The organism is Cohnella massiliensis, assembly GCF_900169535.1.
Classification (GTDB): Bacteria; Bacillota; Bacilli; order Paenibacillales; family Paenibacillaceae; genus Cohnella; species Cohnella algarum.
Genome location: NZ_LT821258.1, coordinates 311,068 through 333,583, shown reverse-complemented (window position 1 = coordinate 333,583; position 22,516 = coordinate 311,068). Strand labels below are relative to the sequence as shown.

Below are 22,516 nucleotides of genomic sequence, written 5' to 3'. Positions count from 1 at the left end.
CGGTATTGCCGTGAAAATGCGGAGGCCGGCTCCCAATGTCCGGTTCGCTCCCGGCCGATCCGCATGACCGGCGCCAAGAGGGTCGGCCCCTGCAGACTGCCGCTTGCGGCGCCCTGCGGCCAGCCGCAGCAATCAAACGGTGCTCGCCTCCCGGGTTCCGTTGCCGAGCATCGCCTGTTTCCAACGGGAATATACGTCCCAGGCGTCGCCTTTGTCGAGCAGCGCCTTGCACGTGTACAGCCCTTCCTCCACCGACTTGACCTTGCCCGTCAGGCTCAGCCTCACGGCGCCGTTCAGCAATACCTGATTGTAGAACGCCATGTGGCCGCCGCCTTGCAGCACCGCTTCCGCGGTGCTCAGCTGCTCCCGGGCGTTCCACTGCGTTTCGGGAACTTCCGTTTCCAGGCCGATCGCCTCGGGGTCGACGATGTTCAGCTCGAATGCTTCGTTTTCAACCGCGTAAACGCGGGTCGGCCGATCGATGAACAAGTCCTCGGAGCCTTCCGCGCCTTGGACGATCAGCGCTTTTCTGTAGCCGAGCTTGACCATCAGCCGCGAGAGGCGGTCGAACACGGTATTGTGGTAGATGCCGAAGACAAGGTAAGGAGAAAACGAAAAGTCGATCAGCTTCTCCGCCGTATTGAAGATGGTCCTCATGCCGATCTCCTGGCGGAGCGGGCGAATCCGGGCCAGCGGCGGACACCATTGCTCCGTCGGGACGAACAGAACGCCCGTCTGCGCCGCGGCTTCGACGCACCGCTCCGACGACAGCGTCGCCGCGTTTATGCCGGCTTCCTTCAGCAAATCGAGCAGCGTGACGCCCCATTTCGGCGGCAAGGACGCGGACCCGTGCAGCGTAACGGGCATCCCGGCGGCGGCAAGCAGGAAGGCGGTCGGAAAGGTCGCGATAAACGAAGTTTTGCGGCCGTCGTACGGTCCGGCGAAATCGATTCCTTCGTGAACGGGCCGGCGTTCGGCATATTTGCGGCAGACGGCCACGAACGCCTCCAGTTCTTCCACGCTTTCCAGCTTGATTCTCTCGGCAGCGAGAAACGCTCCGATTTGCGCGGGCGTGGCCTGCAGGTTCAAGATATATTCGGCAGCCTGAAAGGCCTCGTCGTAAGTAAGGTCCCGGGCGCCTCGCTTGCCTCGCGCGACTTCCTTCAGCAGATGGATCATTTCTTCGCCCTCCCTTGTTTTTGATCCTGCAGCAGCTCGTAAACTTTGACGATCGAGGTGGCGACGTCGACCATTCGCTTTCGCTCGTTCATCGCCTGCTTGCGAAGGAGGTCGTAAGCTTCGGATTCGGAAATGTTTTTGACTTTGCAGAGCACGCCCTTGGCCATATCGATCCACTTCCGTTCCTCAAGGCGCGACAGAAGTTGCTCCCGTTCCTTGTTCCACTGCTGGCGCTCGAAGCATTGCTTGGCTCCGAAATGCAGGGCCCAATGAACCTCCTGCGGAAGCATGGACGGGGACAAGATGCCGTCCACCATAATCCGGTCTTCGCAAGCCTCGACGGACAAGGTGGCGGTAGAATCGCTGCACCACCAGAGGATGGGAACGATCTTTTTTTGCAAAAGGGAGCTCGACCAGGACTGAATATCCGATATCGGGATATGCAGGATAGAGGCGTCGGCGTCGCGCACCCGGTCCAATGCGAGCGATGGATCATCCGCCGTCTCGACCAGATAACCGCAGGAACGGAGAAGGTTTTCCGGCAGCGAAACGGATTCGGCAGACGGCTTTCGTTCCGGTGCTGTGGACTTATTATAAATAACCAGCAGGGAATGCATGAACCGACGCCCCTTTCTTATCGGTATCTAATAATAAACGCCTATTTATGTTGCAATTTCGTGACGAAAAAGTCTTGCGTTAATTTATATAACACAAACCCCTTGCTTTTGTCGATAATTTGCCCAAATCATTTTTTTCATGTGATTTTTATTGACGTTTTCGAAGCGATAGTGTATATTTTTCATAATAAAACCGAATCATTTCACGAATACAAAGGGGTATTCGAAAGAAGAGGCAATGGAGCCTGCTTCACTTCAAGCGATGGGAAACGTCTGTTTTCCCCGCGAAGTGGAGCGGGCTTTTATGTTTTGCGGATACAGAGAGGAGAGGGAAACGCATGACCAACCGCCAAAAACTGGTTCTCGTCGGAAACGGAATGGCCGGGGTGCGCGCGATCGAGCATTTGCTGAAGCTGGCGCCCGACGCTTACGACATCACGATTTTCGGAGCCGAGCCGTACCCGAATTATAACCGGATCGCGCTGTCTTCCGTGCTTGCGGGGGGAGCGGATATGAAGGATATCATTCTTAACGATTTGAATTGGTATTCGGAAAACAACATCCGCTTGTTTATGGGGCACGCCGTCACTCGCATCGATACGGCGCGGCGCAAGGTTTTTTCCGACAAGGGAGCCGAAGCGGAGTACGATTCCCTCATTTTGGCCACCGGTTCCAATCCGTTCATGCTGCCCCTTCCCGGCGCGGACAAAGAGGGCGTGATCGGATTCCGGGATATTAAAGATTGCGAAATCATGATGGAAACCTCCAAAACGTATAAAAAAGCGGTCGTCATCGGCGGCGGCCTGCTCGGGCTCGAAGCGGCGAGAGGCCTGCTCAATTTGGGCATGGACGTCTCCGTCGTGCACATTCACGAACATATTATGGACCGCCAGTTGGATACGGCCGCTTCCATGATGCTGCGCCGGGAGCTTGAAAGCCAGGGCATGAAATTTTTGCTCAAAAAGCATTCCGAATCGATCGTCGGCCGCAAACGGGTGCAGGCTTTGAAGTTTGCCGACGGCTCGCAAATCGAAACGGATTTGATCGTCATGGCGGTCGGCATCCGGCCGGACGTCAAGCTCGCGAAGGCCTCCGGCATCGAGGTGGACCGGGGCATCGTCGTCAACGATTATATGGAAACGAGCGTTCCCGGCGTATATGCCGTCGGCGAGTGCGCCCAGCATCGGGGAATTTTCTACGGGCTCGTCGCTCCGCTTTACGAGCAGGGGGCCGTGCTCGCCAAGCGGCTTGCGGGAGTCGAGACGGAAGGCTATGCGGGCTCGGTTACGTCGACCAAGCTCAAAGTATCGGGCGTGAACGTATTTTCGGCGGGCGTTTTCAAGGAGCCGGAGGGTGCCCGTTCGCTGCGTTACCAGGACGAAATCGACGGCATTTACAAAAAACTCGTCATTCAGGACGACAAGCTGATCGGAGCGGTTCTGTTCGGCGATACCGGCGACGGCGCCAAGCTGTTTTCTCTCATTAAAAAGGGCGAATCGATCAAGGGCCGGGAAAAGGAGCTGCTCGGCATCGCGGCCGGCGGCCAATCGGAGTCTTCGGCGAGCCGTCTGGAAGCGATGGCGGACGACGAAATCATTTGCGGCTGCAACGGCGTCTCGAAAGGCGCGATCAAGGACGCGATTCTTTCCAAAGGCTGCACGAGCGTCGGCGACATTAAAGCTTGCACGAAAGCTTCCGCTTCCTGCGGCGGCTGCAAGCCGGAAGTCGCGGAGCTGCTGCAAATTTATGCCGGCGATAAAGTCGTGTCCGTCAAGGAAGGCATTTGCGGCTGCACGACGCTGAGCCGGGACGAAATCGTCGCCGAAATCAAGCGCATGGGCCTGAAAACGATCAAAGAAGTGATGAACGTCCTGGAGTGGAACAACGAAGAAGGCTGCTCCAAGTGCCGTCCTTCCCTGAACTATTATCTTGGCATGCTTTGGCCCGAAGAATACAAGGACGAGAAAGAATCTCGGTTCACGAACGAGCGGTATCACGCCAACATCCAGAAGGACGGAACGTATTCGGTCGTTCCCCGCATATACGGCGGGGTCACGTCCCCCGCGGAACTGAAGAAAATCGCGGAAGTGGCGGAAAAGTTCGAAGTGCCGCTCGTCAAGTTTACCGGCGGACAGCGGATCGACCTGCTCGGCGTGAAAAAAGAAGATCTCCCCAAAATGTGGGAAGAGCTGGATATGCCCTCCGGACACGCATACGGGAAGGCCCTTCGCACCGTCAAGACGTGCGTCGGATCGACCTTCTGCCGCTTCGGCACCCAGGACGCGATGGGGATGGGCATTCGGCTGGAAAAAGAGTTCGAGCGCCTGAACACTCCCGCCAAGGTGAAGCTGGCCGTATCCGGCTGCCCGCGGAACTGCGCGGAAGCGACCATCAAGGATTTCGGCATCGTGGCGATCGACGGCGGCTGGGAGCTGCATGTCGGCGGCAACGGCGGCGTTCACGTCCGGGCGACGGATCTGCTCTGCGTCGTCAAAACGGAGGACGAGGTCGTCGAATGGGCCAGCGCGTTCCTTCAATATTACCGGGAAAACGCGCAATGGAACGAACGGACCTCGAACTGGGTGGAACGGGTCGGCCTGGACAGCATCAAGCAGGCATTGGAAAAGAAGGAAGACCGGCTTGCGCTTCAGGAAAGAATCAAGACGGCGCTCGGCGTAACGAAGGACCCGTGGAAGGAAATCGTCGAAGAAAAGGAATTGCGCAAAAATTTCGAACCGCTCGCCGGCGTTCCGGCATCCGTTTGAGCCGAGGGGAGGATTACAATGAACAAGCTGCTGGTTGGGAACGTCGCGGAAATCGATAAAAAGGGCGCGCGGACCGTCCGGGTGGACGATTTGGAAATTGCCCTGTTTCGGCTCTCGGACGGAGACGTTCTGGCGGTTGAAAACAAATGCCCGCACAAAGCGGGGAAGCTTTCGGAAGGCATGGTGTGCGGAAGCACGGTGCATTGCCCGCTGCACGACTGGAAAATCGATTTGCGGGACGGGCGCGTGCAAGAGCCGGATACCGGCTGCGTCACGACGTTCGACGTCGAAGTCGATTCGGCGAGCGGGTCGATCTACGTTAAGCTGTAATCCGGCGAAAGCCTGATTCGGATCAAGGGGAGGACGGGAGCGATGGCCGGAAACAAGCCCGGGTACGTATCGATCGTCGGAGCGGGGCCGGGAGATCCGGAGCTGATCACGCTGAAGGCGCTGCGGCGGATCGAGGCCGCCGATGTCCTTTTGTACGATCGTCTGGTTAGCGAGGAGCTGCTCGACTATGCAAGAGAAGATGCGGTTCGCGTCTATTGCGGAAAGGCGCCGGGCCGGCATGCGATGCCGCAGGAGCGGATTCAGGCGCTGATGATGGAGCACGCCTCGCAGGGCAAGCATGTCGTCCGGCTGAAAGGCGGAGACCCGTTCGTCTTCGGCCGGGGCGGAGAGGAGGCGCTGGCCATGGCGGCGGCGGGCATTCCTTACGAAGTCGTGCCCGGCGTCACGTCGGCCATCGGAGCTTCCGCTTCAACCGGCATACCGTTGACGCATCGGGGGCTCGGGGCATCCGTCGCCATCGTCACCGGCAGCCGCTGCCACGATCACGACGCCCCCGTCCGCTGGGACAAGCTTGCGGACGGCGTCGATACGCTCGTCATTTATATGGGCGTCAGCCAGTTGGGCCATATTCGCGAGCAGCTTCTGCTTTACGGGAAAAACCGGCAGACGCCCGTCGCGCTCATCGAGCGGGGAACGACAAGCGGTCAGCGGGTCTGGACCGGCACGCTGGACAACGTCGAAAAGCTGGCGGCGGCCATGAAGCTGAGCAACCCCGCCCTCATCGTCGTGGGAGAAGTCGTCAAGGTGCGGGAACGGCTGCTTCGGCTCGACGAGGAAGTCAGGTCTCGAATCGGGTAGCCGAAATAGCGGGAGGTCGTTATTTTGCCCCGCGCGACGGGGCCCGATACGGGATCGAAGCAAAATATCGTCCCCTTTAGACAGAAGAGGCCGTCCCTAAGGTCCATTTTGACCTTTCGGAACGGCTTCTTTCGTTTTTACAGCGCGCTGCCTCCGAACAGGAAGCGGTGCTCCCACGAATTGCCCACGATCGAGGTGACGGTCACGCCGCCGCTTTCGACGGAGTACGTGTGCAGCAAATTGCCGTCGCCAAGGTAAATTCCGACGTGCGTAATGCGTTCGCTCGATTTGTCGATTCCCGCATAGTCGCCTTCGTCTCCGCCTTTGTATTCCATAAAGAACACCAGATCCCCGCGCTTCAACTGGCCGATGTCCGTGACGACGGAACCGTTGTTTTTCACGTAGTCGCCCTGGGCCCTAGAATCGCCCGGCAGCGTGACGCCGAGCGTTTCCCTGAAAATCCAGCGCAGGAACGAGGAGCAGTCGAACGCCGCGTCCGACTCCCGGTCCGCCCCGAATTCATAAGGAGTTCCTTTATATTTCATGCCCTCGGCAATTACTTGCTCTATTTTGGACGAATCGGCAGCCGGAGTTGCCGCATTCGCGATGTTGCCTTGTTCGTTCGCCTGGCCGACGTCTGCGAATTTCGCAGCCGGCGCCGCCGCGGCATGACCGGCGGATGCGCCAAATGAACCCGCGGCCGCGATCCCGAAAGCAAGTATCGATAGTCCAAGAAGTTTCATTTCAGCACCTCCATCAGGTAGTACCTATACGCTAACACAGGCCGGCGGCCGGATGTAACCCTCAAATGTTGCCACCGCATCCGCACGCTCCGATCCGGCCGCGTCCGCAAGCCCGATCCGCCTGCGGTCCGAAGGCGGTCGACGTCCTCGACCACAGTCTAGGCCCAAAAACATTCGCGGGTCCGTTATGCCGAAATCGCGTTCGGTTTACAATGGGTTTGTGAGGTAAACGAATCGGCTGGCCCCAAGCCCGTCGAACTGAAAAAGGAGGTGCAGCCATTGAAAAAAGGAAACGGATTGGCCATCGTGCTCATTCTCATCGGCATCCTGCTGCTAGTCGGTAAACTCGGCAACCTGTTCGGATTTTTGATCGGCCTGCTGATTCCGCTGCTCGTCATCGGATTGGGCGTAATCGGCTGGAGAAACGGCAACCGATTTATCGGCGGCATCCTGATGGTCATCGGCGGTTTCATGCTGCTGGGCAAATTGTCCGCCGTCATCTTTTGGATCGCCGCGATCGGCCTGATTGTTTTCGGAATTACGATGCTGACCCGTAATCGGACAAGACGAATATAGTCGACGCAGACTTTTTAATGAAGGAGGAGCGATATGAGCGTCATCAAACGGGTTCGTGACATGACCGTTGCCACTTTGAACGACAGGTTGGAAAACTCGGAAGACCCGGTCCGCCTGATCGATCAGTTTTTGTGGTCGACCCACCAGGAAATCGTCCAATGCGAACAGTTGCAGCGCCAATACGCCGCGCACACCGAACACCTGCTCAGGCAATGGAAAGATGCCGTCCAATGGAAAAACCGGCGCGAGGAACAAGCGCTGACGGCTTTGAAAGCAGGAGAAGAACATGTCGCCAAAATGGCGCTTCAAGATAAAGTCGCTTTCGAAGAGAAGGCGATCCGATATGAAGGCCTCTACGAACAAAGCAAAGGCGAGCTTGCTGAACTGGAGCAGTTGCTGCAAGAATTGAGAGACGAATATCGGCTCGTGTACGATCAGCGCCAATTTTATCTTGCCCGAATGGAGTCCTTGCGGCTGCAGCAGCGGCTTAACGCGAGATTCGGGCCGGGAGCGGCGGAAGGCCCCGCCAACATGTTCCGCAAGCTGAACGACCGCCTGACCGATATCGAGCTTGAAACGAAGAGCTTGCGGGATTTGCGCCGAATGGGCCAGGAAACGTCTTATCACGCGGGAACGGCCGCCCAGAACGCGATCGACCGCGAGCTGGAGCAGCTCAAACGCAAACTGCAACAAGGAGGTTAACGAATGCGCAAATTGTACCGTTCGACCCGAGATCGCAAAATATTCGGCATCTGCGGCGGGCTGTCCGATTTTCTGGGCGTAGATGCAACGCTGCTGCGAATCCTGCTTGTTGTCGTCACCGTTTTTTCGGCCGGATCGCTAGTGTTCGTGTATTTGATCGCCGGGTTCATCATTCCGCAGGAACCGACTCATAACGCATTCAATTCCGGTCCCTACGGCACCCCGTACGGCGACCCTTGGAACGGCGGAACGCGGCCGGGCCCGACCAATTACGGCTGGACGCCTCCGGCAGGCTCTCCCCCTCCGGCGGGACAGGGCTGGTCCCCCGGACAAAGCGGTTATGGCGGCACGGCGGGTTATACGGCGGCAAAGCCCCAACCTTCCGCGACGCCGCGGGAGACGGAAGGACTCGACGCCATGATGGAAGATATCGAAAAAAAAGCGCTCCGCAAGGAACTGGAAGAACTGAAAGCGCGCATTGCCAAATTTGAAGAACAATCGAAAGGGGAATAAAAAGATGGGTGTATTTCAACGGATGAAGGATATGACGAAGGCTTCCATTCACGACATGCTGGACAAATTAGAGGACCCGATCGTCATGCTGAACCAATACTTGCGCGATATGGAAAAAGAAATTCACGAAGCGGAAGTGACGGTCGCCAAGCAAATGGCCGCCGAACGCCGTCTGAAGCAGCGCCTCGACGAGGCGATCCGCATCGGCGCCGAACGCGAATCGCAAGCCGAACAAGCGCTGCGCGCCGGCAACGAAACGCTTGCCCGCAAGCTTCTGGAAGAGAAAGTTTACTACGACAAGCAAGCGAACGACGTGCTCGGCCTGCACGATCAGGCGCAAGCCCAAGTGAGCGAGCTGACGACGCAGCTGCACGAAATGAAGGACGAGTACTACAAGCTTCGCAACAAGCGCAACGAGCTTTCGGCCCGCGCCCAAATGGCAAAAGCCCGCAAGCAAATGGCTCAAATCAGCTCGCTTCACACGATCGAAAGCGGCTCCGCCGCCCGCGGCTTCCACCGGATGGAAGAAAAAATCATGCAAATGGAAGCCGAAGCCGACGTCGTCCGCATGCCGGGCTCGCCGCTCAGCGCTTCTCCGATCAACGTCGATCCGGAAAAAACGTTCCGCGTCGAACAGGAACTGGCCGCGCTGAAGAGCCGTATCGCTCCTTCGGCTCCCGCGCAAAGCACCGCATCCTCGGATGAATAAGGGACAACGGAGCGGCCGGGAATCCGGCTAAAGAAAAGCTAAAGCAACCGTTTCCGACAGCCGGAAACATATGGTATGCTTACAAAGGTACGAATGGGCCATGACGGATGCAAATCCGTTATGGCCTTCGCCGCGAAGTCAACGTTAGATAACCGCGGAGGAGGTGCGGCCGTATTGAAGTCGATATCGAATCAGGCGCTTGTGTTCATCGCGGCCGGCAGCTATCTCATGCTCGGCGGAATCGCGGGTTACTTAACGGCGAATACGATCGTTCTTCTTGTTCTGGGCGTGGACCGGTTCAAAAGGGATCGCAATCGGTTGGCCGCCGTCTTGATCGCGATTGCCGTCTTGACGCTGATCATCAATGAGTTCGGCCTGGTCGTCGCGATCGTGCTCATCTCGCTGGGCTTGTTTTATAGGAAAACGAAGCCGCAAGCCGGGGGGAACTTCGTCAGCAGGCACCGGCTGTTGCTGCATCTGCGTTTGGACCAGCCTTCCTGGATTCTCCGCTCGATGGCGTATTGGCACGCGTTCGGCGAATCGCGGGTGGACTTGACGATGGCCGTGCCGGAAGAGCGGGAGACGACCGTCGTACTGCAAGGCATCGTCGGCGACGCCGAATGGATCGTTCCGGAAGATTACGGGCTGCAGATCGAGGCTTCCGTTTTGCTCGGCCAGATCCACTGGAACGCGATTCAAGAGGGAGGAGTCGCCCAGAAAGTCGTCTGGCGATCCCCGGATTACGAACAGAAGGAGCATCAGGTGAAACTCCAGCTGTTCTATCTCGTAGGGAATATAAGAATTCGGCAGATGTAGGAGGGATAAGGAATGGTGTGGCGTCATATGGGCGAAACCGTTTTATTTTCCCTCGGCATCGGTTTCGTCATCGTATATTTATTGGAAAGTCAGGATCTTGCCGCTCCCTTCGAGTCCTGGTCGACGATCATCTCCTTCGGGTTAACGGCGATCGGCGTCCTCATCGTTGCGGGGGCGGCATACGGATTTTACCGGAGTTATCCGATCCGGAACCGGCTCGAATGGATGCGCGATTCGATGCTCATGCTCGAAAAGGGGAATCCGGCGCCTCCGCTGCCCGACATGGGCAAGGATGAAATCGGCCGATTGGCGGAACAGCTGTCGCGCATCAGCCGAAAGTGGGAAGAGCAGGTGGCGACGCTGCAGCGCCTTTCGACCAACAATACGGAGCTTGCGGTGAAGGTGCGGACGAGCGCGGTGATCGAAGAACGGCAGCGGCTGGCGAGGGAACTGCATGACGCGGTCAGCCAGCAGCTTTTTGCTATTTCCATGACGGCCACCGCGGTCGGCCGGACGCTCGAGCAGGATTTCGACCGGGCGAGGCGGCAAGTCGAACTGATCGAGGAAATGGCCGCCGTCGCCCAGTCCGAAATGCGGGCGCTGCTGCTTCATTTGCGTCCGGTCCATCTCGACGGCAAGCGGCTGGCCGATGCGATTCCGGAACTTGTAAAGGAAATGCAGGCCAAGGTGCCGGTAAATATTTCGTTGGATATGGACGAGGATTTGCCGCTTAATAAAGGAATGGAGAATCACCTGTTCCGCATGGTGCAGGAGGCGCTGTCCAACACGCTGCGCCATGCCAAAGCCACGAAGATGGACATCGCCCTGCACCGCCGCGGAGACTCGGTAAGGCTGGCGATTCGCGACAACGGCGTCGGTTTCGACGTTTTGGAGAAGAAACAGACGTCTTACGGCCTGGTCAGCATGGAGGAGAGGGCGAACGAGCTCGGCGGCTCCTTTAACGTGGCAAGCGCCCCGGGCAAGGGGACGAGAATCGAAATCAGAGTGCCGATAACGGCGGAAGAAAGAGGTTGGAACGATGGCGGAGTACAATCCGATCCGAGTCCTGCTGGTGGATGACCATGAAATGGTCCGAATCGGACTGGCGGCCGTGCTGGGGACCGAAGACGGCATCGAGGTCGTAGGCGAGGCCGGCAACGGAGCCGAAGGCTTGCGTCTGGCCAAAGCCTATAATCCGGATGTCGTGCTGATGGACTTGGTGATGGAAGGGATGGACGGCATCGAGACGACGCGCCGGCTTCTGGAAGAACACCCGAATTGCCGCGTCATCGTCCTGACGAGTTATCTCGACGACGAGAAGATGTATCCGGTCATCGAAGCCGGCGCCTTCAGCTATTTGCTCAAAACGTCGCGCGCTTCCGAAATCGCGGATGCCATCCGGGCGGCCGCCCGCGGCCAGGCCGTGCTCGAGTCCCAGGTCGCTTCCAAAATGATGAACCGGTTCCGCAAGCCGGTTTCGGCATCCTCCATGCCGCACGAGGAATTGACCGATCGGGAAATGGAAGTATTGCAGCTGATCGCCCAAGGAAAATCGAACCAGGAAATCGCCGACGAACTGTTTATCGGCATCAAGACGGTAAAGTACCATTTGACGAATTTGTTCGGCAAGCTCGGAGTCGAGGATCGCACGCAAGCTGCCATCTATGCCCACCGAAACGGAATCGCCAAATAAGATCGGCGTTTATGCCGTACATAACCAGCCATATCTGGATGGCCGCGCCGCCCCGCAATCACGCCCGGATTGCGGGGCGGCGGCATTTCGACGGCCCGGACGCGGGCGAGCGTCCCGGTCGTGGGCGGGCGCCGACGGCCCCGCCGGCTAGAGCAGCAGAACCGCTTCGATGGGGTCGAGCGGCAGCACGATTTTCGTACGGGAAACGGGCTCGAGTTCGAGCGCTCCCCAATACGGATTCGCAGGGGGAGGTCCGCCCGCGGAGTCGGACTCCGTCCGAATGCCGGCTTTCCGCCGCGTCCGGCCGGCGGAGCGTTTTTTGGCCGGCTTCGGCTTCGCTTGCGTGCGATCGGCCTCCGGTTCCTCGTCGATATCGCCGTTCAGCACCACTTTTCCCTTCGCGCAGCCGGTCAACAGGCCGTAATACCGGGCGCCGTCGTTCATGACGACGCATACCGGATGCCCCCTGAGCTTCAGAAGGTTCTTTTCGTCAGCCGGAATATGATCATCCATCCCCTTCACCCCCTTGAACCTCGTTCGGAACCAGTATATTCACCCGCGGGCTCCTGCGCATGGACGCGTACCCAGTCGCGCGAAAAGCCGCCGGCAGAAGCGGAAAAAGCGATGGTTTGAATCCGATAGCAAACGGCGTTTAAGTGTGATAAACTACAGTACGTGTATTCAAATTTCGGAAAATGGAAGATGAGGAACATGACGGATAAAACCATTGAGACGACCGCCGCGGCTGACGGCGCTGTCTATTTTATTTTCGGCGCGACGGGCGACCTGGCCCGGCGCAAGCTGTTCCCCGCTTTGTATAGCCTTTATCTCGAAGGAAAGCTGGGCGAACGGTTCGCCGTCGTCGGGCTTGCGCGCCGCGCGCGCACGGACGAGCAGTTCCGGGACGACGTGTACGAGTCGATCCGCGAATTTTGCCGGTACAAGCCCGATGACGCCAATTGGCAAGCCTTTGCGGCGCATTTCTCCTATCACCCGCTGGACATCGGAAACGTCGACGGCTTCCGCGAGCTGAAGGCGTCCACGGAAGCGCTGGAAGCCCGCTATTCGATTCCGGGCAATCGCTTGTTTTATTTGGCGCTGGCCCCGGAGCTGTTCGGCGCCGTATCGCGCAACCTTCGCGACGGCGGCATGCTGGAAAGCAAAGGCTGGCACCGGCTCGTCATCGAGAAGCCGTTCGGCTACGACTATCCGTCCGCCGAAAAGCTGAACGAAGAAATTCGCCACGTTTTCCGGGAAGAGGAAGTGTTCCGGATCGACCATTATCTCGGCAAGGAAATGGTGCAGAACATCCAGGTCATCCGGTTTGCCAATGCGTTTTTCGAGCCGCTTTGGAACAATAACCACATCGCGAACGTGCAAATCACGCTCGCCGAGACGGTCGGCGTCGAGGAGCGGGGCGCCTACTACAATAAGTCCGGGGCGCTGCGCGACATGGTGCAGAACCACATGCTTCAGATGCTGACGATGATCGCCATGGAGCCGCCGAGCCGTCTCGATCCCGAAGATATTCATGACGAAAAGGTCAAGGTGCTCCGTTCCGTCCGGAATTTCCGCTCTGCCGAAGAAGTGGAACAGGACGTCGTGCGGGCGCAGTACACCGACGGCCAGTTCCGGGGACAAGCGGTCAAGGGCTATCGCAACGAGGATTCGGTTCCGTCCGACTCGACAACCGAGACGTTTTTCGCCGCTCGGCTGTTCGTGGACAATTTCCGCTGGGCGGGCGTGCCGTTCTACGTGCGCACCGGCAAGCGCCTCCCGGTCAAATCGACCGAGATCGTGATCGAGTTCAAAAACGTGCCGAACAATGTGCTGTTCGCAAGCCGCAGCCAGCTGCAGCCGAACCTGCTCGTCATCCGGGTCAACCCGATGGAAGGCATCTACATTAAAATCAACGCCAAAAAGCCCGGCAACGATATGACGATCCAGCCGGTGGCGATGGAATTTTGCCAAAGCTGCCAGGTCGGCATCAACACGCCGGAAGCTTACGAGCGGTTGATCTACGACGCCGCCCGCGGCGATTCCACGTATTTCACCCGTTGGGACGAGCTGGCCGCCGCTTGGCAATTGGTCGATCCGATCGCCGCCGCCTGGCGCCAGGCGCCGGAACGCGTGGCGACGTATCCCGCCGGCACGTGGGGACCCGCGCAGGCCGACGAGCTGCTGAGCCGGGACGGCTTCTTCTGGTGGCCGGTCAACGGACAGGACGAAGACAATGTCATCTGGGTCACGAACACAAAGTAAAACCGAGCACGAGGAAAGCATCCTCCCTGGCCGAACGCGGCCTTGGGCGGATGCTTTTTTTTGACCGCGCGTCGATCGCCGAAGCGCCAGGTCCGTTTCGATTTTTTACGAAAACCGCAATTTAAGTTGATTTTCGCCGAATATACGGCCTTTATGATGAAGGGGCAATGAAGCTTGGAGAACATTTTGACAAAAATGAAGGAAATCCTTCAATCGGGAGCAGTGATGAACAGCCCTATGATTCGGTACTTGTGGTTCGATCTCGGCTATACCCTGGTCAAAACCAACCGCGAAGACATCTATCGGAAAACGCTGGAGACGCTCGGAATCGTCAAAACCCGGGATGAAATCACGATCGCCTATCATTTGGCGGACAAGCTGTTCATGCGGGAATACCGGGGGGTGCTCGGCAAGGACAGCCGTCACTTTCTGCCCTGGTATATCGGCGTCTTGAACTACTATTTGGGGCTCTCGCTTCCCATCGAGGAAGTGATCTCTTTGCAGCAAAAGGCGGCGAAAGAAGAAGGAATGCGGTGGACGGCGTTCGATTTCAGCAAGCCGACCTTGCGCTCGTTGAAGGAAGCGGGCTACCGGCTGGGCCTCATCTCCAACTGGGACGGGACCGCTCGCGAAGTGCTGAAGGCGAACAGGCTTGACGAAGAGTTCGACTTCGCGATTATTTCCTCGGAAATCGGCATCGAAAAACCGGATCCGGCCATCTTCGAAATCGCCCTGTCCGAAAGCGGCGCGACCGCGGAGCAGTCGCTGTATGTCGGCGACAATTACTACGATGACGTCGTCGGTTCGCGTCAAGCCGGCATGGACTGCCTGCTGATCAATCCGTACGGAACGAGAGGCATCGAGGAGTTGAATTACGATCGGGTCATCTCCAGCATTCGGGAGGTCGCCGCCTATTTGAGTCAACTGCAGGGAGTCGGCAGCCCGTCGTTAAGCGAGGGAGAACGACATGTCGACCATATTGGAACGAATTCAGGAAACGTTTGACGTTTTAAGCCCGGGGCAGAAACGGGCGGCGCATTACATTCAGAGCCATATCCAGGACGCGGCGCTGCAATCGGCCCAAAAAATCGCGGAGAAATCGGGCGTCAGCGAGGCGACGGTTCATCGGTTGGCCCAGGCGCTTTCGTATTCCGGGTTTTCCGACATGCATCAGGAATTGCAGCAATTCGTGATCAAGGATCAGCGGGCCGTCTACAATTTCATGCAATCGACAACCCGTCAGGAGGAGTCCTGGCTGGAGAAGCATTTTGCCCAGGAAATGCAGAATATTCGGGAAACGATGCAGCAAACCGATAAAGCCCGGATTCATCAGGCCGCAAGGCTGCTGCTGGATGCCGACCGCATCTGGATCGCCGGGTGGAGGCTGGGCTTGTCGGTCACGGCGTTTTTTCAATTCGTTTTGAAATATATGCTGGGCAATTGCGAGTTGATTCCGCAAGGAGGTGTTGCCGAGTACGCAACGTACATTCGTTCCGGCGATGTCGTTTTTGTCAGCGGTTTTCCCCGCTATTGCTCCAAAACCTTGAAAGTGTCCAAGCTGGCCAAGGAACAGGAGGCACGGGTGATCGCGCTGACCGACTCCAGCTTGTCGCCCTTTGCGAAGCTGGCCGATCTGACGCTGCTGGCGGAATGCAAATCCACCGGGTTTCTGGATTCATACACCGCGCCGCTGTCGGTCGTGGGCGCCATCATTAACGAGATTTCGTATTTGGAGAAAGATAGGGTGAAACGCCATTTGGAGAAAATGGAGCTGATGTTCAAGGAATTTCAGGACAGCTTCGAATGGATGAATAAAACAAAGTGACCATCGCGGGAAGGAAGCGGGCATGGAATTAACGGTAATCGGCTGCTGGGGAGCGTACCCGGCCCCAAACGAAGCGACTTCGGGTTATTTGATCAAGCGCGGGGAACTGTCGATTCTGCTCGATTGCGGCAGCGGCGTCTTGTCCAGGCTGCAAAACGAGGTGCCGTTGGAACAGTTGGACGCGGTCTTTATCACGCATACGCATGCGGATCATATCGCGGACGCGTTGACGCTGGAATTCGCCGCTCTGGTTCTGATGCAAACCGGAAAACGTTCGAAGCCGCTGGACGTTTACGTTTACGGAGAAGATCCGGACAAGCTCGGGTTTCAATTTCCCGAATGCGTCAGAGTGCATCCGATCGATCTTCGGCAGAAGGTGCAAATCGGCGAACTGACGCTGGAATTTTCCGAGAACGTGCACGAAGTTCCTTGCTGCGCGGTCAAAGTGACCGCCGCTGACGGCAAATCGCTCGTGTACTCCAGCGACACGGGATATTGCGACAGCATCGTCGAGTTCTCCCGCCAGGCGGACGTGCTGGTGCTGGAGAGCAGCTTCTACGATTGGCAGAAGGGCGCGATGCGGGGGCATCTGACGGCGGGGGAGGCGGGCGAGATCGCGGCTTTGGCCAAGCCCGGCCAGTTGGTGCTGACGCATTTTCCCCATTACGGCGATCTTCGCCAACTGGAGGCGGAAGCCTCCTCACGGTTCGACGGACAGACAAGGCTGGCTTTTGGCGGAATGAAGCTGAACATCTAAGGAATTCAACGGACTATTCCGAAAGGGGCATGATTGAAAATGACTTGGAAGATGAACATGAGGAGAGGTTTGTTCGCTTTGACCTTGTCGACGGTGATCGTTTCGGGATGCGGCACGAATACTCCGTCCGCTAGTCCCGTTTCCGGCTCGTCGGAGACGCCGCAATCCCAGGCATCGGCGGACGGCGGCACGAACAGCCCGTCTTCCGGAGGAACCGTCCGGGTGGCGATGGCGACGGAACCGGACAATCTGGATCCTTACCTGTCGGCAGCGACGGATACCGGCTCGATGATGGACAACGTGTTCGACGGCTTGTTCGAAGCGGGCGAAAACAACGAGCTCGTTCCGGCCATCGCGGAGTCGTATCAAGTGTCGGAGGACGGGTTGACGTACACGTTTGCCTTGAGGCAAGGCGTGACGTTCCATGACGGGTCCGCGCTCACCTCGGAGGACGTGTATTATTCGTACGCCAAGCTCGCGGGCCTGAACGGCCAGGAGCCGCTGTCCTCCAAGTTCTCCGGCATCGGAAGCATCGAAACGCCCGACGACTATACGGTGACCGTCAAGCTGAAAGAGCGGGATGCCGCCTTCCTCTCCGCCAACATCATCGCCATCGTGCCGAAAGATTACGAGAAGCAAAGCGAGCATCCGGTCGGCGCCGGCCCCTTCAAGTTTGTCGAATACACCCCGGGACAGCAGCTGGCGCTCGAAAAGAACGAGCAATTTTACGACCCGGAGCGCGCGCCGAAGCTGGATCGGGTCGAATTCAAAATCATGCCCGACGTCAACTCTTCGATTCTCGCCCTGCAGTCCGGCGACATCGACATGGTTCCGGGCGTCAGCGCTCAAGGCGCGCTTCAGCTCGGGGAAAGCTTCACCCTCGTCTCCGGCCCGCAGAACATGGTTCAACTGATGGCGCTGAACAATTCCGTGAAGCCGCTGGATGACGCGAAGGTTCGCCAGGCGATCAACTACGCGATCGACAAGGACGTCATCATCGAGACGGTGGCCGAGGGGAACGGAACGAAGCTGGGCTCGAACATGAGTCCCGCGATGAAGATGTACTATCAGGAAGGGCTGGAGGACAGGTATTCGTTTAACGCCGAGCAAGCCAAGCAGCTGCTGCGGGAAGCGGGATACGAGAACGGGTTCGATCTGACGATCACGGTTCCGTCGAACTATCAATTCCATGTCGATACGGCCCAGGTGATCGCGGAACAGCTGAAACAGGTCGGCATTCGGGCCGAAATCAAGCAAATCGAATGGAGCAGCTGGCTGGAGGACGTCTACAACAACGCGAAATACGAGGCCACGATCGTCGGATTGACGGGCAAGCTGGATCCGCACGAAGTGCTGGGCCGATACGAGACGACCTATCCGAAAAATTTCTTCAAGTTCAGCAACGACGAATTCGACCGTTTGGTCAACGAAGGCCGCACGGAGCTGGACGAAACCAAGCGCGCCGCGCTGTACAAGGAAGCGCAAACCGTTCTGACCGAACAGGCGGCCGCTGTCTTTATTATGGATCCGAGCCGCACGGTGGCGATGAAATCGAACCTGCACGGATTTAAAACGTACCCGGTCCAGAAGTACGACTTCGCCGAAATGTACTATGCCGAATAAGCAGGGGAAGCGGCCTTGAGATTTTATATTCGCAAGTCGTTTACGCTGGCGGCTACGGTATTGCTCGTCTCGGTCATCACGTTTCTGGTGTTTCAGGTGCTGCCGGGAGATCCCGCCCAGATCGTTCTGGGCGTGGACGCCGATCCGTACCAGCTGGCCGCTCTCCGGCAGGACATGGGGCTTGATCGTCCTGTCGGGGAGCGTTATTGGACGTGGATGGCCAATGCCGTTTCCGGCGATCTCGGCGATTCGCTGCGCTACCAGCGGCCGGTGTCGGAAATTTTGGCGGAGCGCCTGCCGGTCACAATTTCGCTGGCGCTCTTCTCCCTGGGGTTGACCTTGGCGATCGGTCTGCCCCTCGGCATTTATGTCGCCCGAAAAGACGGCAAATTATCCTCGGTGCTGATCTCGGCTTTTACCCAGCTCGGCGTATCCGTTCCGTCTTTCTGGCTCGCTTTTCTCTTGATTCTGCTTTTCTCCGTAACGTTCAGGCTGTTTCCGACCTATGGCTACGTTCCCTGGAGCCAGGATCCGGCGGGCACGATCCGTTCGCTGTTTTTGCCGTCCCTTGCGCTCGCGATTCCCTCCATCGCCGTCGTCGTCCGCTATTTGCGAAATACGCTGCTCGACCAGGCGACGATGGATTACGTGCGGACCGCCAGGAGCAAAGGGCTGCGAGAGAGCGCGATCATGTACCGGCACCTGCTGCGCAACGCCCTCATTCCGGTCGTCACCATCGTCGGCCTGCTGATCGCCGAAACGCTCGGAGGCAGCATCGTCGTAGAGAACGTGTTCGCGCTTCCGGGACTTGGCAACCTGCTGATTACGTCGATCGGAACGCGGGATTTGCCTTTGGTCCAATCGCTGGTTCTGTATATCGCCGTTCTGGTGGTCGGCATCAATTTCGCGGTCGATATTCTGTATAAAGTCATCGATCCCCGCATTCGATTGAAAAGGTGAGAGACGATGAATCTGAAACTGTGGTTGAAAAGCAAACCGTTGGTCATCGGCGGATTTCTCGTCGTTTCGCTGCTGCTCTTCGCGCTGGTCGGCTTGTTCTACACCCCTTACGAGCCGAATGAAATGAATACCGCAATGCGTCTGGCGCCTCCCCAGCCGGCCCATCTATGGGGAACGGACAATTTCGGCCGCGATATTTTCAGCCGGATCATGGAAGGAGCGCGGACGGCCTTTCTGATCGGCTTCAGCTCCGTCTCCATCGGCCTGGTCTTCGGCTTGCTGATCGGCGCCGCCGCCGGCTATTTGGGCGGCTGGGTCGATGAGGTCATCATGCGGATCGTCGACGCGATGCTCGCTTTTCCCGGCATTTTGCTGGCGATCATGTTCGTGTCCGTGTTCGGGCCGGGGCTTAACATCACGATCGCGGCGCTCGGCATGATGAGCATTCCCTCCTTTACGCGGATTGCCCGAAGCGGATTCATCCAGGTCAAGGAGTTCGATTTCGTCAAGGCTTCCGTCGCGAAAGGTGCGGGGCCGTGGCGGATCATCTTTCTGCATATTCTCCCCAACATGGCTTCCCCCCTCATCGTGGCGGCCACGCTGGGGTTCTCCGGCGCGGTATTGGCCGAAGCGGGGCTCAGCTATCTCGGCATCGGCGTGCAGCCTCCGGATCCGAGCTGGGGCCGCATGCTGAGCGAAGCCCAACCGTACCTGGTGAACGCGCCATGGTATGTTTTGATCACCGGCGGGGTCATCACGGCGATGGTGCTCGGGTTTAATCTGCTCGGCGACGGCATCCGGGATTTGTACGACAAGAAGAAGTAGGAGGTGCGCGCATGGCGCCGGCATTGTTGGAGCTGCAGAACTACCAGGTTGCTTTTTCCGCCGGACAGGAAAGCTACCCGGCGCTGCGGGAGATTTCGTTTGCCGTTCGGGATCGGGAAGCGCTCGGGATTGTCGGGGAATCCGGCTGCGGGAAAAGCTTGACCGCCTTGTCCGTCATGGGGTTATTGCCCAAGGGGGCGGCCGTGTCCGGCGGGGAGGCCCGGCTAAACGGCAAAATCCTGAACGGCTTGACGCCGGAAGACTGGCGTTCGGTCCGCGGAAAGCAAGTCGCGATGATTTTTCAGGATCCGATGACGGCCCTGAATCCGCTTATTCCGGTCGGCCGGCAAATTGCCGAGGCGGCGTCGACCCATCTGCCCGTTTCGAAACGGGAAGCCAAAAATCTCGCCCTGGACATGATGAGGAAGGTCGGGCTGTCCCGAACGGAGCATTTGTACCGCGAATACCCGCACCAATTGTCGGGAGGGATGAGGCAGCGGATCATGATCGCGATGGCGATGATCTGCAAGCCGCAGCTTCTGATCGCCGACGAGCCGACGACTGCGCTGGACGTGACCATTCAGGCGCAAATTCTCGATTTGCTGCGGGAGATGAAAGAGAACGCGGGTGCGGCGATGATGTTCATCTCGCACGATCTGGGCGTCATTCGCGAAATCTGCGACCGGGTCATCGTCATGTATGCCGGCTATATCGTCGAGGAGGCCCCCGTGAAGGAGCTGCTGGATCGTCCGCTGCATCCGTATACGATCGGCCTGCTGAAGTCCATTCCCGATATCGGCCAAAGAGGCGCGCCGTTGTACACCATACCCGGAAGGGTTCCTTCGCTGGCCGAGCGGAAAGGCGGCTGCCCGTTCGCCGGACGCTGCGCCCATGCGGAGCCGGAATGCGCGACCCGCTTGCCGGCGCTGGAGCGGAGGGCGGCCCACCATCGGGTGCGATGCCATCTGTACGCGGACAAGGAGGCGAGCCGATGAAGCCGGACCTCATTCGGGTGGAAGGGCTGTCCAAATATTATCCGATGCCGCGGCAGGGCTTAAGGGAGCGGCCGCGCTTCGTCAAAGCCGTGGACGGCGTGTCGTTCCAAATTCGCGAAGGGGAAACGTTCGGCCTGGTCGGGGAAAGCGGGTGCGGCAAGTCGACGACCGGCCAGATGCTCGTACGGCTGCTGGAACGTTCGGGAGGCGATATTTATTATCGGGACCGGAACGTTGCGAATTTGTCCGGACGGCAGATGAAGCCGTTTCGCCGCGAACTGCAAATCGTGTTTCAGGATCCGTACGCTTCCCTGAATCCGAAGAAGCCGATCGGCTGGATTCTCGAGGAGCCGTTGATCATTCACCGGATCGGGGACAAGCAGACGCGGAAAAAGATCGTCGACCAAACGCTGGAGCGCGTCGGTCTGGATTCGAGCTATCTGAAGCGGTACCCTCATGAGTTGAGCGGCGGTCAAAGACAGCGGGTCGGCATCGCCACCGCGCTCGTTCTGAATCCCGAATTCATCGTCGTCGACGAAGCGGTGTCCGCGCTGGACGTTTCCATCCAGTCGCAAATCCTGAATTTGCTCAAAGAGCTGCAGCGGTCGTTCGGTTTGACGTATCTGTTTATCTCGCATGACTTGAACGTCGTTCAATATATGAGCGACCGGATCGCGGTGATGTACCTGGGAAAAATCGTCGAGATTTTCGACGTCGCCGAAACGGGGGGCGAACCGCTTCATCCGTATACCCGGGCGCTGTTTTCGGCCGTTCCCCGCATCCGGGAGCGGGAGAGGGAACGAATCGTACTGAAGGGAGATATGCCGAGTCCGGCCCATCCCCCGGAGGGCTGCGCGTTTCACCCTCGCTGTCCGCAAGCGACCGACCGATGCAGGCAATCCGCCCCCGCGTTGCGAGCGCACGGAACGGGCCGGATGGTCAGCTGTCATTTGGTATAGGAGGAGATTCAAATGCGCATCGGAGTCATATCGGATCTTCATGTCGATCTGAACGAACAGGCGGGAGAGCCGTCCGTCGAACAGGCGCTGCTGGAAGTCGTCGACGAAAGCCGGCTGGACGCCTTGATCATTGCCGGGGATATTTCGAACGATGTCCGCCTCAGCCTGAAGGTGTTGAACGGCTTGCGGGACGCGAGCGGCATCCCGGTTTTGTTCGTTCCCGGCAACCACGATTATTGGAGCAAAGAGAACGGAATAACGGACACGTGGGAAATATACGGGCAGTTTCGGACGTACGACGGATGCTTGAGCGAGTCGCCCCGGGCGCTGAACGAAGATTGGGTCGTCATCGGAAACTCCGGCTGGTACGATTATACGCTGGGCGAGGACAAGTACGGGTTTGGCGATTTCGAGAAAATGCGGACCCCGGACCGTACCTGGCAGGACAGCCTGTACGTCGACTGGGGAAGAAGCAACCGCGACATCCACCGGTACTTCTATGAAGGGCTGGAGCGGGAGCTTTCCGAATACCGGGGAAAACAGGTCATCATGGTGACGCATATGCTGACGCATCCCTATTTCAAGGTTCCGATGCCTCATCCGCAGTGGGAATACTTCAACGCGTTTTTGGGGAGCGCGGAGTATGCGGCGCTGTATGAGAAGTACGGCGTGCGCTACGGGATCATGGGCCATGTCCATTACCGGAAGCGGCATGCCGAGCGGGGGACGGAAATGATTTGCGCTTGCCTGGGATACCGCAGAGAATGGAAGGAAGCGGACGCGCGCCGGGAAATCCGGAACTGCATGCAAATCATTGCCATTGAATGAGGATAACTTCCGGTTCCCTT

At 58.1% G+C, this 22,516-nt stretch carries 24 protein-coding genes; 20 read left to right on the top strand and 4 right to left on the bottom strand.

All coding sequences use genetic code 11. The features are described from left to right. Nucleotides 1-132 precede the first annotated feature (132 nt). Nucleotides 133-1,179 (bottom strand): anthranilate phosphoribosyltransferase, encoded by a 1,047-nt coding sequence (locus B7E11_RS11155; RefSeq protein WP_080834374.1) that lies wholly within the window; start codon nucleotides 1,177-1,179, stop codon nucleotides 133-135. After that, nucleotides 1,176-1,796: an ANTAR domain-containing response regulator gene (locus B7E11_RS11150; protein ID WP_080834372.1), complete on the bottom strand. Its 621-nt coding sequence runs from the start codon at nucleotides 1,794-1,796 to the stop codon at nucleotides 1,176-1,178. Before B7E11_RS11150 ends, B7E11_RS11155 begins: the two co-directional genes overlap by 4 nt. A gap of 338 nt (nucleotides 1,797-2,134) precedes the next feature. Here B7E11_RS11150 and nirB point away from each other — a divergent pair, with 338 nt between their 5' ends. The 3 genes from nirB to cobA are packed head-to-tail and all read left to right on the top strand — an operon-like array spanning nucleotide 2,135 to nucleotide 5,710. After that, entirely contained in the window at nucleotides 2,135-4,561 is a 2,427-nt protein-coding gene (gene nirB, locus B7E11_RS11145; protein ID WP_080834370.1) for a nitrite reductase large subunit NirB, read from the top strand. Nucleotides 4,562-4,579: 18 nt separating this feature from the next. Next, nucleotides 4,580-4,891: a nitrite reductase small subunit NirD gene (gene nirD, locus B7E11_RS11140; protein WP_080834368.1), complete on the top strand. Its 312-nt coding sequence runs from the start codon at nucleotides 4,580-4,582 to the stop codon at nucleotides 4,889-4,891. A 42-nt stretch (nucleotides 4,892-4,933) separates the two neighbouring features. Continuing rightward, on the top strand, nucleotides 4,934-5,710 hold the full coding sequence (cobA, locus tag B7E11_RS11135; RefSeq protein WP_080834366.1) for a uroporphyrinogen-III C-methyltransferase: 777 nt from the start codon (nucleotides 4,934-4,936) through the stop codon (nucleotides 5,708-5,710). 137 nt (nucleotides 5,711-5,847) lie between these two features. Here the strand turns inward: cobA and B7E11_RS11130 are convergent, their stop codons facing one another. Next, a complete protein-coding gene (locus B7E11_RS11130; protein ID WP_080834364.1) occupies nucleotides 5,848-6,453 on the bottom strand; it encodes a C40 family peptidase in 606 nt (201 codons plus the stop codon). A gap of 279 nt (nucleotides 6,454-6,732) precedes the next feature. Between B7E11_RS11130 and B7E11_RS11125 the strand changes: the two genes are divergently transcribed. The 7 genes from B7E11_RS11125 (at nucleotide 6,733) to B7E11_RS11095 (ending at nucleotide 11,462) form a co-directional block, all read left to right on the top strand. Continuing rightward, on the top strand, nucleotides 6,733-7,029 hold the full coding sequence (locus B7E11_RS11125; protein WP_080834362.1) for a LiaF transmembrane domain-containing protein: 297 nt from the start codon (nucleotides 6,733-6,735) through the stop codon (nucleotides 7,027-7,029). A 33-nt stretch (nucleotides 7,030-7,062) separates the two neighbouring features. Beyond that, the gene (locus B7E11_RS11120; protein WP_080834360.1) at nucleotides 7,063-7,731 is read left to right on the top strand and encodes a PspA/IM30 family protein; all 669 of its coding nucleotides are present in this window, start codon (nucleotides 7,063-7,065) and stop codon (nucleotides 7,729-7,731) included. A gap of 3 nt (nucleotides 7,732-7,734) precedes the next feature. Next, nucleotides 7,735-8,244, top strand: coding sequence for a PspC domain-containing protein (locus B7E11_RS11115; protein WP_080834359.1), 510 nt, complete (start codon nucleotides 7,735-7,737; stop codon nucleotides 8,242-8,244). 4 nt (nucleotides 8,245-8,248) lie between these two features. Beyond that, on the top strand, nucleotides 8,249-8,953 hold the full coding sequence (locus B7E11_RS11110) for a PspA/IM30 family protein (protein ID WP_080834357.1): 705 nt from the start codon (nucleotides 8,249-8,251) through the stop codon (nucleotides 8,951-8,953). Between the two features lie 174 nt (nucleotides 8,954-9,127). Then, entirely contained in the window at nucleotides 9,128-9,769 is a 642-nt protein-coding gene (gene liaF, locus B7E11_RS11105; RefSeq protein WP_176220696.1) for a cell wall-active antibiotics response protein LiaF, read from the top strand. Nucleotides 9,770-9,781: 12 nt separating this feature from the next. Beyond that, nucleotides 9,782-10,849, top strand: coding sequence for a sensor histidine kinase (locus B7E11_RS11100; RefSeq protein ID WP_080834353.1), 1,068 nt, complete (start codon nucleotides 9,782-9,784; stop codon nucleotides 10,847-10,849). Next, complete coding sequence (locus B7E11_RS11095) at nucleotides 10,809-11,462, top strand: response regulator (protein ID WP_080834351.1); 654 nt, start codon at nucleotides 10,809-10,811, stop codon at nucleotides 11,460-11,462. The genes B7E11_RS11100 and B7E11_RS11095 overlap by 41 nt, the downstream gene beginning before the upstream one ends. 147 nt (nucleotides 11,463-11,609) lie before the next feature. Here B7E11_RS11095 and B7E11_RS11090 read toward each other — a convergent pair whose 3' ends face one another. Continuing rightward, nucleotides 11,610-11,975 (bottom strand): hypothetical protein, encoded by a 366-nt coding sequence (locus B7E11_RS11090; protein WP_080834350.1) that lies wholly within the window; start codon nucleotides 11,973-11,975, stop codon nucleotides 11,610-11,612. A gap of 198 nt (nucleotides 11,976-12,173) precedes the next feature. Between B7E11_RS11090 and zwf the strand changes: the two genes are divergently transcribed. The 10 genes from zwf to B7E11_RS11040 all read left to right on the top strand — a co-directional run bounded on the left by zwf (nucleotide 12,174) and on the right by B7E11_RS11040 (nucleotide 22,496). Further along, the gene (zwf, locus tag B7E11_RS11085; RefSeq protein ID WP_080834348.1) at nucleotides 12,174-13,724 is read left to right on the top strand and encodes a glucose-6-phosphate dehydrogenase; all 1,551 of its coding nucleotides are present in this window, start codon (nucleotides 12,174-12,176) and stop codon (nucleotides 13,722-13,724) included. 225 nt (nucleotides 13,725-13,949) lie between these two features. Continuing rightward, a complete protein-coding gene (locus tag B7E11_RS11080) occupies nucleotides 13,950-14,729 on the top strand; it encodes an HAD family hydrolase (RefSeq protein WP_245809680.1) in 780 nt (259 codons plus the stop codon). After that, nucleotides 14,692-15,549 carry a MurR/RpiR family transcriptional regulator gene (locus tag B7E11_RS11075; protein ID WP_080834347.1) on the top strand — a complete coding sequence of 286 codons (858 nt, stop codon included), beginning with the start codon at nucleotides 14,692-14,694 and terminating at the stop codon, nucleotides 15,547-15,549. Before B7E11_RS11080 ends, B7E11_RS11075 begins: the two co-directional genes overlap by 38 nt. A gap of 22 nt (nucleotides 15,550-15,571) precedes the next feature. Beyond that, nucleotides 15,572-16,306, top strand: a complete 735-nt coding sequence (locus tag B7E11_RS11070) for an MBL fold metallo-hydrolase (protein WP_080834345.1) — start codon at nucleotides 15,572-15,574, stop codon at nucleotides 16,304-16,306. A 57-nt stretch (nucleotides 16,307-16,363) separates the two neighbouring features. Further along, on the top strand, nucleotides 16,364-17,929 hold the full coding sequence (locus B7E11_RS11065; RefSeq protein WP_245809679.1) for an ABC transporter substrate-binding protein: 1,566 nt from the start codon (nucleotides 16,364-16,366) through the stop codon (nucleotides 17,927-17,929). A 15-nt stretch (nucleotides 17,930-17,944) separates the two neighbouring features. After that, nucleotides 17,945-18,889, top strand: a complete 945-nt coding sequence (locus tag B7E11_RS11060) for an ABC transporter permease (RefSeq protein ID WP_080834341.1) — start codon at nucleotides 17,945-17,947, stop codon at nucleotides 18,887-18,889. 6 nt (nucleotides 18,890-18,895) lie between these two features. Further along, a complete protein-coding gene (locus B7E11_RS11055) occupies nucleotides 18,896-19,714 on the top strand; it encodes an ABC transporter permease (RefSeq protein ID WP_080834338.1) in 819 nt (272 codons plus the stop codon). An 11-nt stretch (nucleotides 19,715-19,725) separates the two neighbouring features. After that, nucleotides 19,726-20,709 carry an ABC transporter ATP-binding protein gene (locus B7E11_RS11050; RefSeq protein WP_080834336.1) on the top strand — a complete coding sequence of 328 codons (984 nt, stop codon included), beginning with the start codon at nucleotides 19,726-19,728 and terminating at the stop codon, nucleotides 20,707-20,709. Continuing rightward, on the top strand, nucleotides 20,706-21,668 hold the full coding sequence (locus tag B7E11_RS11045; RefSeq protein WP_139787148.1) for an ABC transporter ATP-binding protein: 963 nt from the start codon (nucleotides 20,706-20,708) through the stop codon (nucleotides 21,666-21,668). Before B7E11_RS11050 ends, B7E11_RS11045 begins: the two co-directional genes overlap by 4 nt. Nucleotides 21,669-21,680: 12 nt before the next feature. Continuing rightward, nucleotides 21,681-22,496 carry a metallophosphoesterase gene (locus B7E11_RS11040; protein WP_080834333.1) on the top strand — a complete coding sequence of 272 codons (816 nt, stop codon included), beginning with the start codon at nucleotides 21,681-21,683 and terminating at the stop codon, nucleotides 22,494-22,496. Nucleotides 22,497-22,516 lie beyond the last annotated feature (20 nt).

Bases quoted from the DNA above. Each gene is read 5' to 3' on its own strand.
- B7E11_RS11155 (WP_080834374.1), bottom strand. From the start codon at position 1,179: ATGATCCATCTGCTGAAGGAAGTCGCGCGAGGCAAGCGAGGCGCCCGG.
- B7E11_RS11150 (WP_080834372.1), bottom strand. From the start codon at position 1,796: ATGCATTCCCTGCTGGTTATTTATAATAAGTCCACAGCACCGGAACGA.
- nirB (WP_080834370.1), top strand. From the start codon at position 2,135: ATGACCAACCGCCAAAAACTGGTTCTCGTCGGAAACGGAATGGCCGGG.
- nirD (WP_080834368.1), top strand. From the start codon at position 4,580: ATGAACAAGCTGCTGGTTGGGAACGTCGCGGAAATCGATAAAAAGGGC.
- cobA (WP_080834366.1), top strand. From the start codon at position 4,934: ATGGCCGGAAACAAGCCCGGGTACGTATCGATCGTCGGAGCGGGGCCG.
- B7E11_RS11130 (WP_080834364.1), bottom strand. From the start codon at position 6,453: ATGAAACTTCTTGGACTATCGATACTTGCTTTCGGGATCGCGGCCGCG.
- B7E11_RS11120 (WP_080834360.1), top strand. From the start codon at position 7,063: ATGAGCGTCATCAAACGGGTTCGTGACATGACCGTTGCCACTTTGAAC.
- B7E11_RS11115 (WP_080834359.1), top strand. From the start codon at position 7,735: ATGCGCAAATTGTACCGTTCGACCCGAGATCGCAAAATATTCGGCATC.
- B7E11_RS11110 (WP_080834357.1), top strand. From the start codon at position 8,249: ATGGGTGTATTTCAACGGATGAAGGATATGACGAAGGCTTCCATTCAC.
- B7E11_RS11100 (WP_080834353.1), top strand. From the start codon at position 9,782: ATGGTGTGGCGTCATATGGGCGAAACCGTTTTATTTTCCCTCGGCATC.
- B7E11_RS11095 (WP_080834351.1), top strand. From the start codon at position 10,809: ATGGCGGAGTACAATCCGATCCGAGTCCTGCTGGTGGATGACCATGAA.
- B7E11_RS11090 (WP_080834350.1), bottom strand. From the start codon at position 11,975: ATGGATGATCATATTCCGGCTGACGAAAAGAACCTTCTGAAGCTCAGG.
- zwf (WP_080834348.1), top strand. From the start codon at position 12,174: ATGACGGATAAAACCATTGAGACGACCGCCGCGGCTGACGGCGCTGTC.
- B7E11_RS11080 (WP_245809680.1), top strand. From the start codon at position 13,950: ATGAACAGCCCTATGATTCGGTACTTGTGGTTCGATCTCGGCTATACC.
- B7E11_RS11075 (WP_080834347.1), top strand. From the start codon at position 14,692: ATGTCGACCATATTGGAACGAATTCAGGAAACGTTTGACGTTTTAAGC.
- B7E11_RS11070 (WP_080834345.1), top strand. From the start codon at position 15,572: ATGGAATTAACGGTAATCGGCTGCTGGGGAGCGTACCCGGCCCCAAAC.
- B7E11_RS11065 (WP_245809679.1), top strand. From the start codon at position 16,364: ATGAGGAGAGGTTTGTTCGCTTTGACCTTGTCGACGGTGATCGTTTCG.
- B7E11_RS11055 (WP_080834338.1), top strand. From the start codon at position 18,896: ATGAATCTGAAACTGTGGTTGAAAAGCAAACCGTTGGTCATCGGCGGA.
- B7E11_RS11050 (WP_080834336.1), top strand. From the start codon at position 19,726: ATGGCGCCGGCATTGTTGGAGCTGCAGAACTACCAGGTTGCTTTTTCC.
- B7E11_RS11045 (WP_139787148.1), top strand. From the start codon at position 20,706: ATGAAGCCGGACCTCATTCGGGTGGAAGGGCTGTCCAAATATTATCCG.
- B7E11_RS11040 (WP_080834333.1), top strand. From the start codon at position 21,681: ATGCGCATCGGAGTCATATCGGATCTTCATGTCGATCTGAACGAACAG.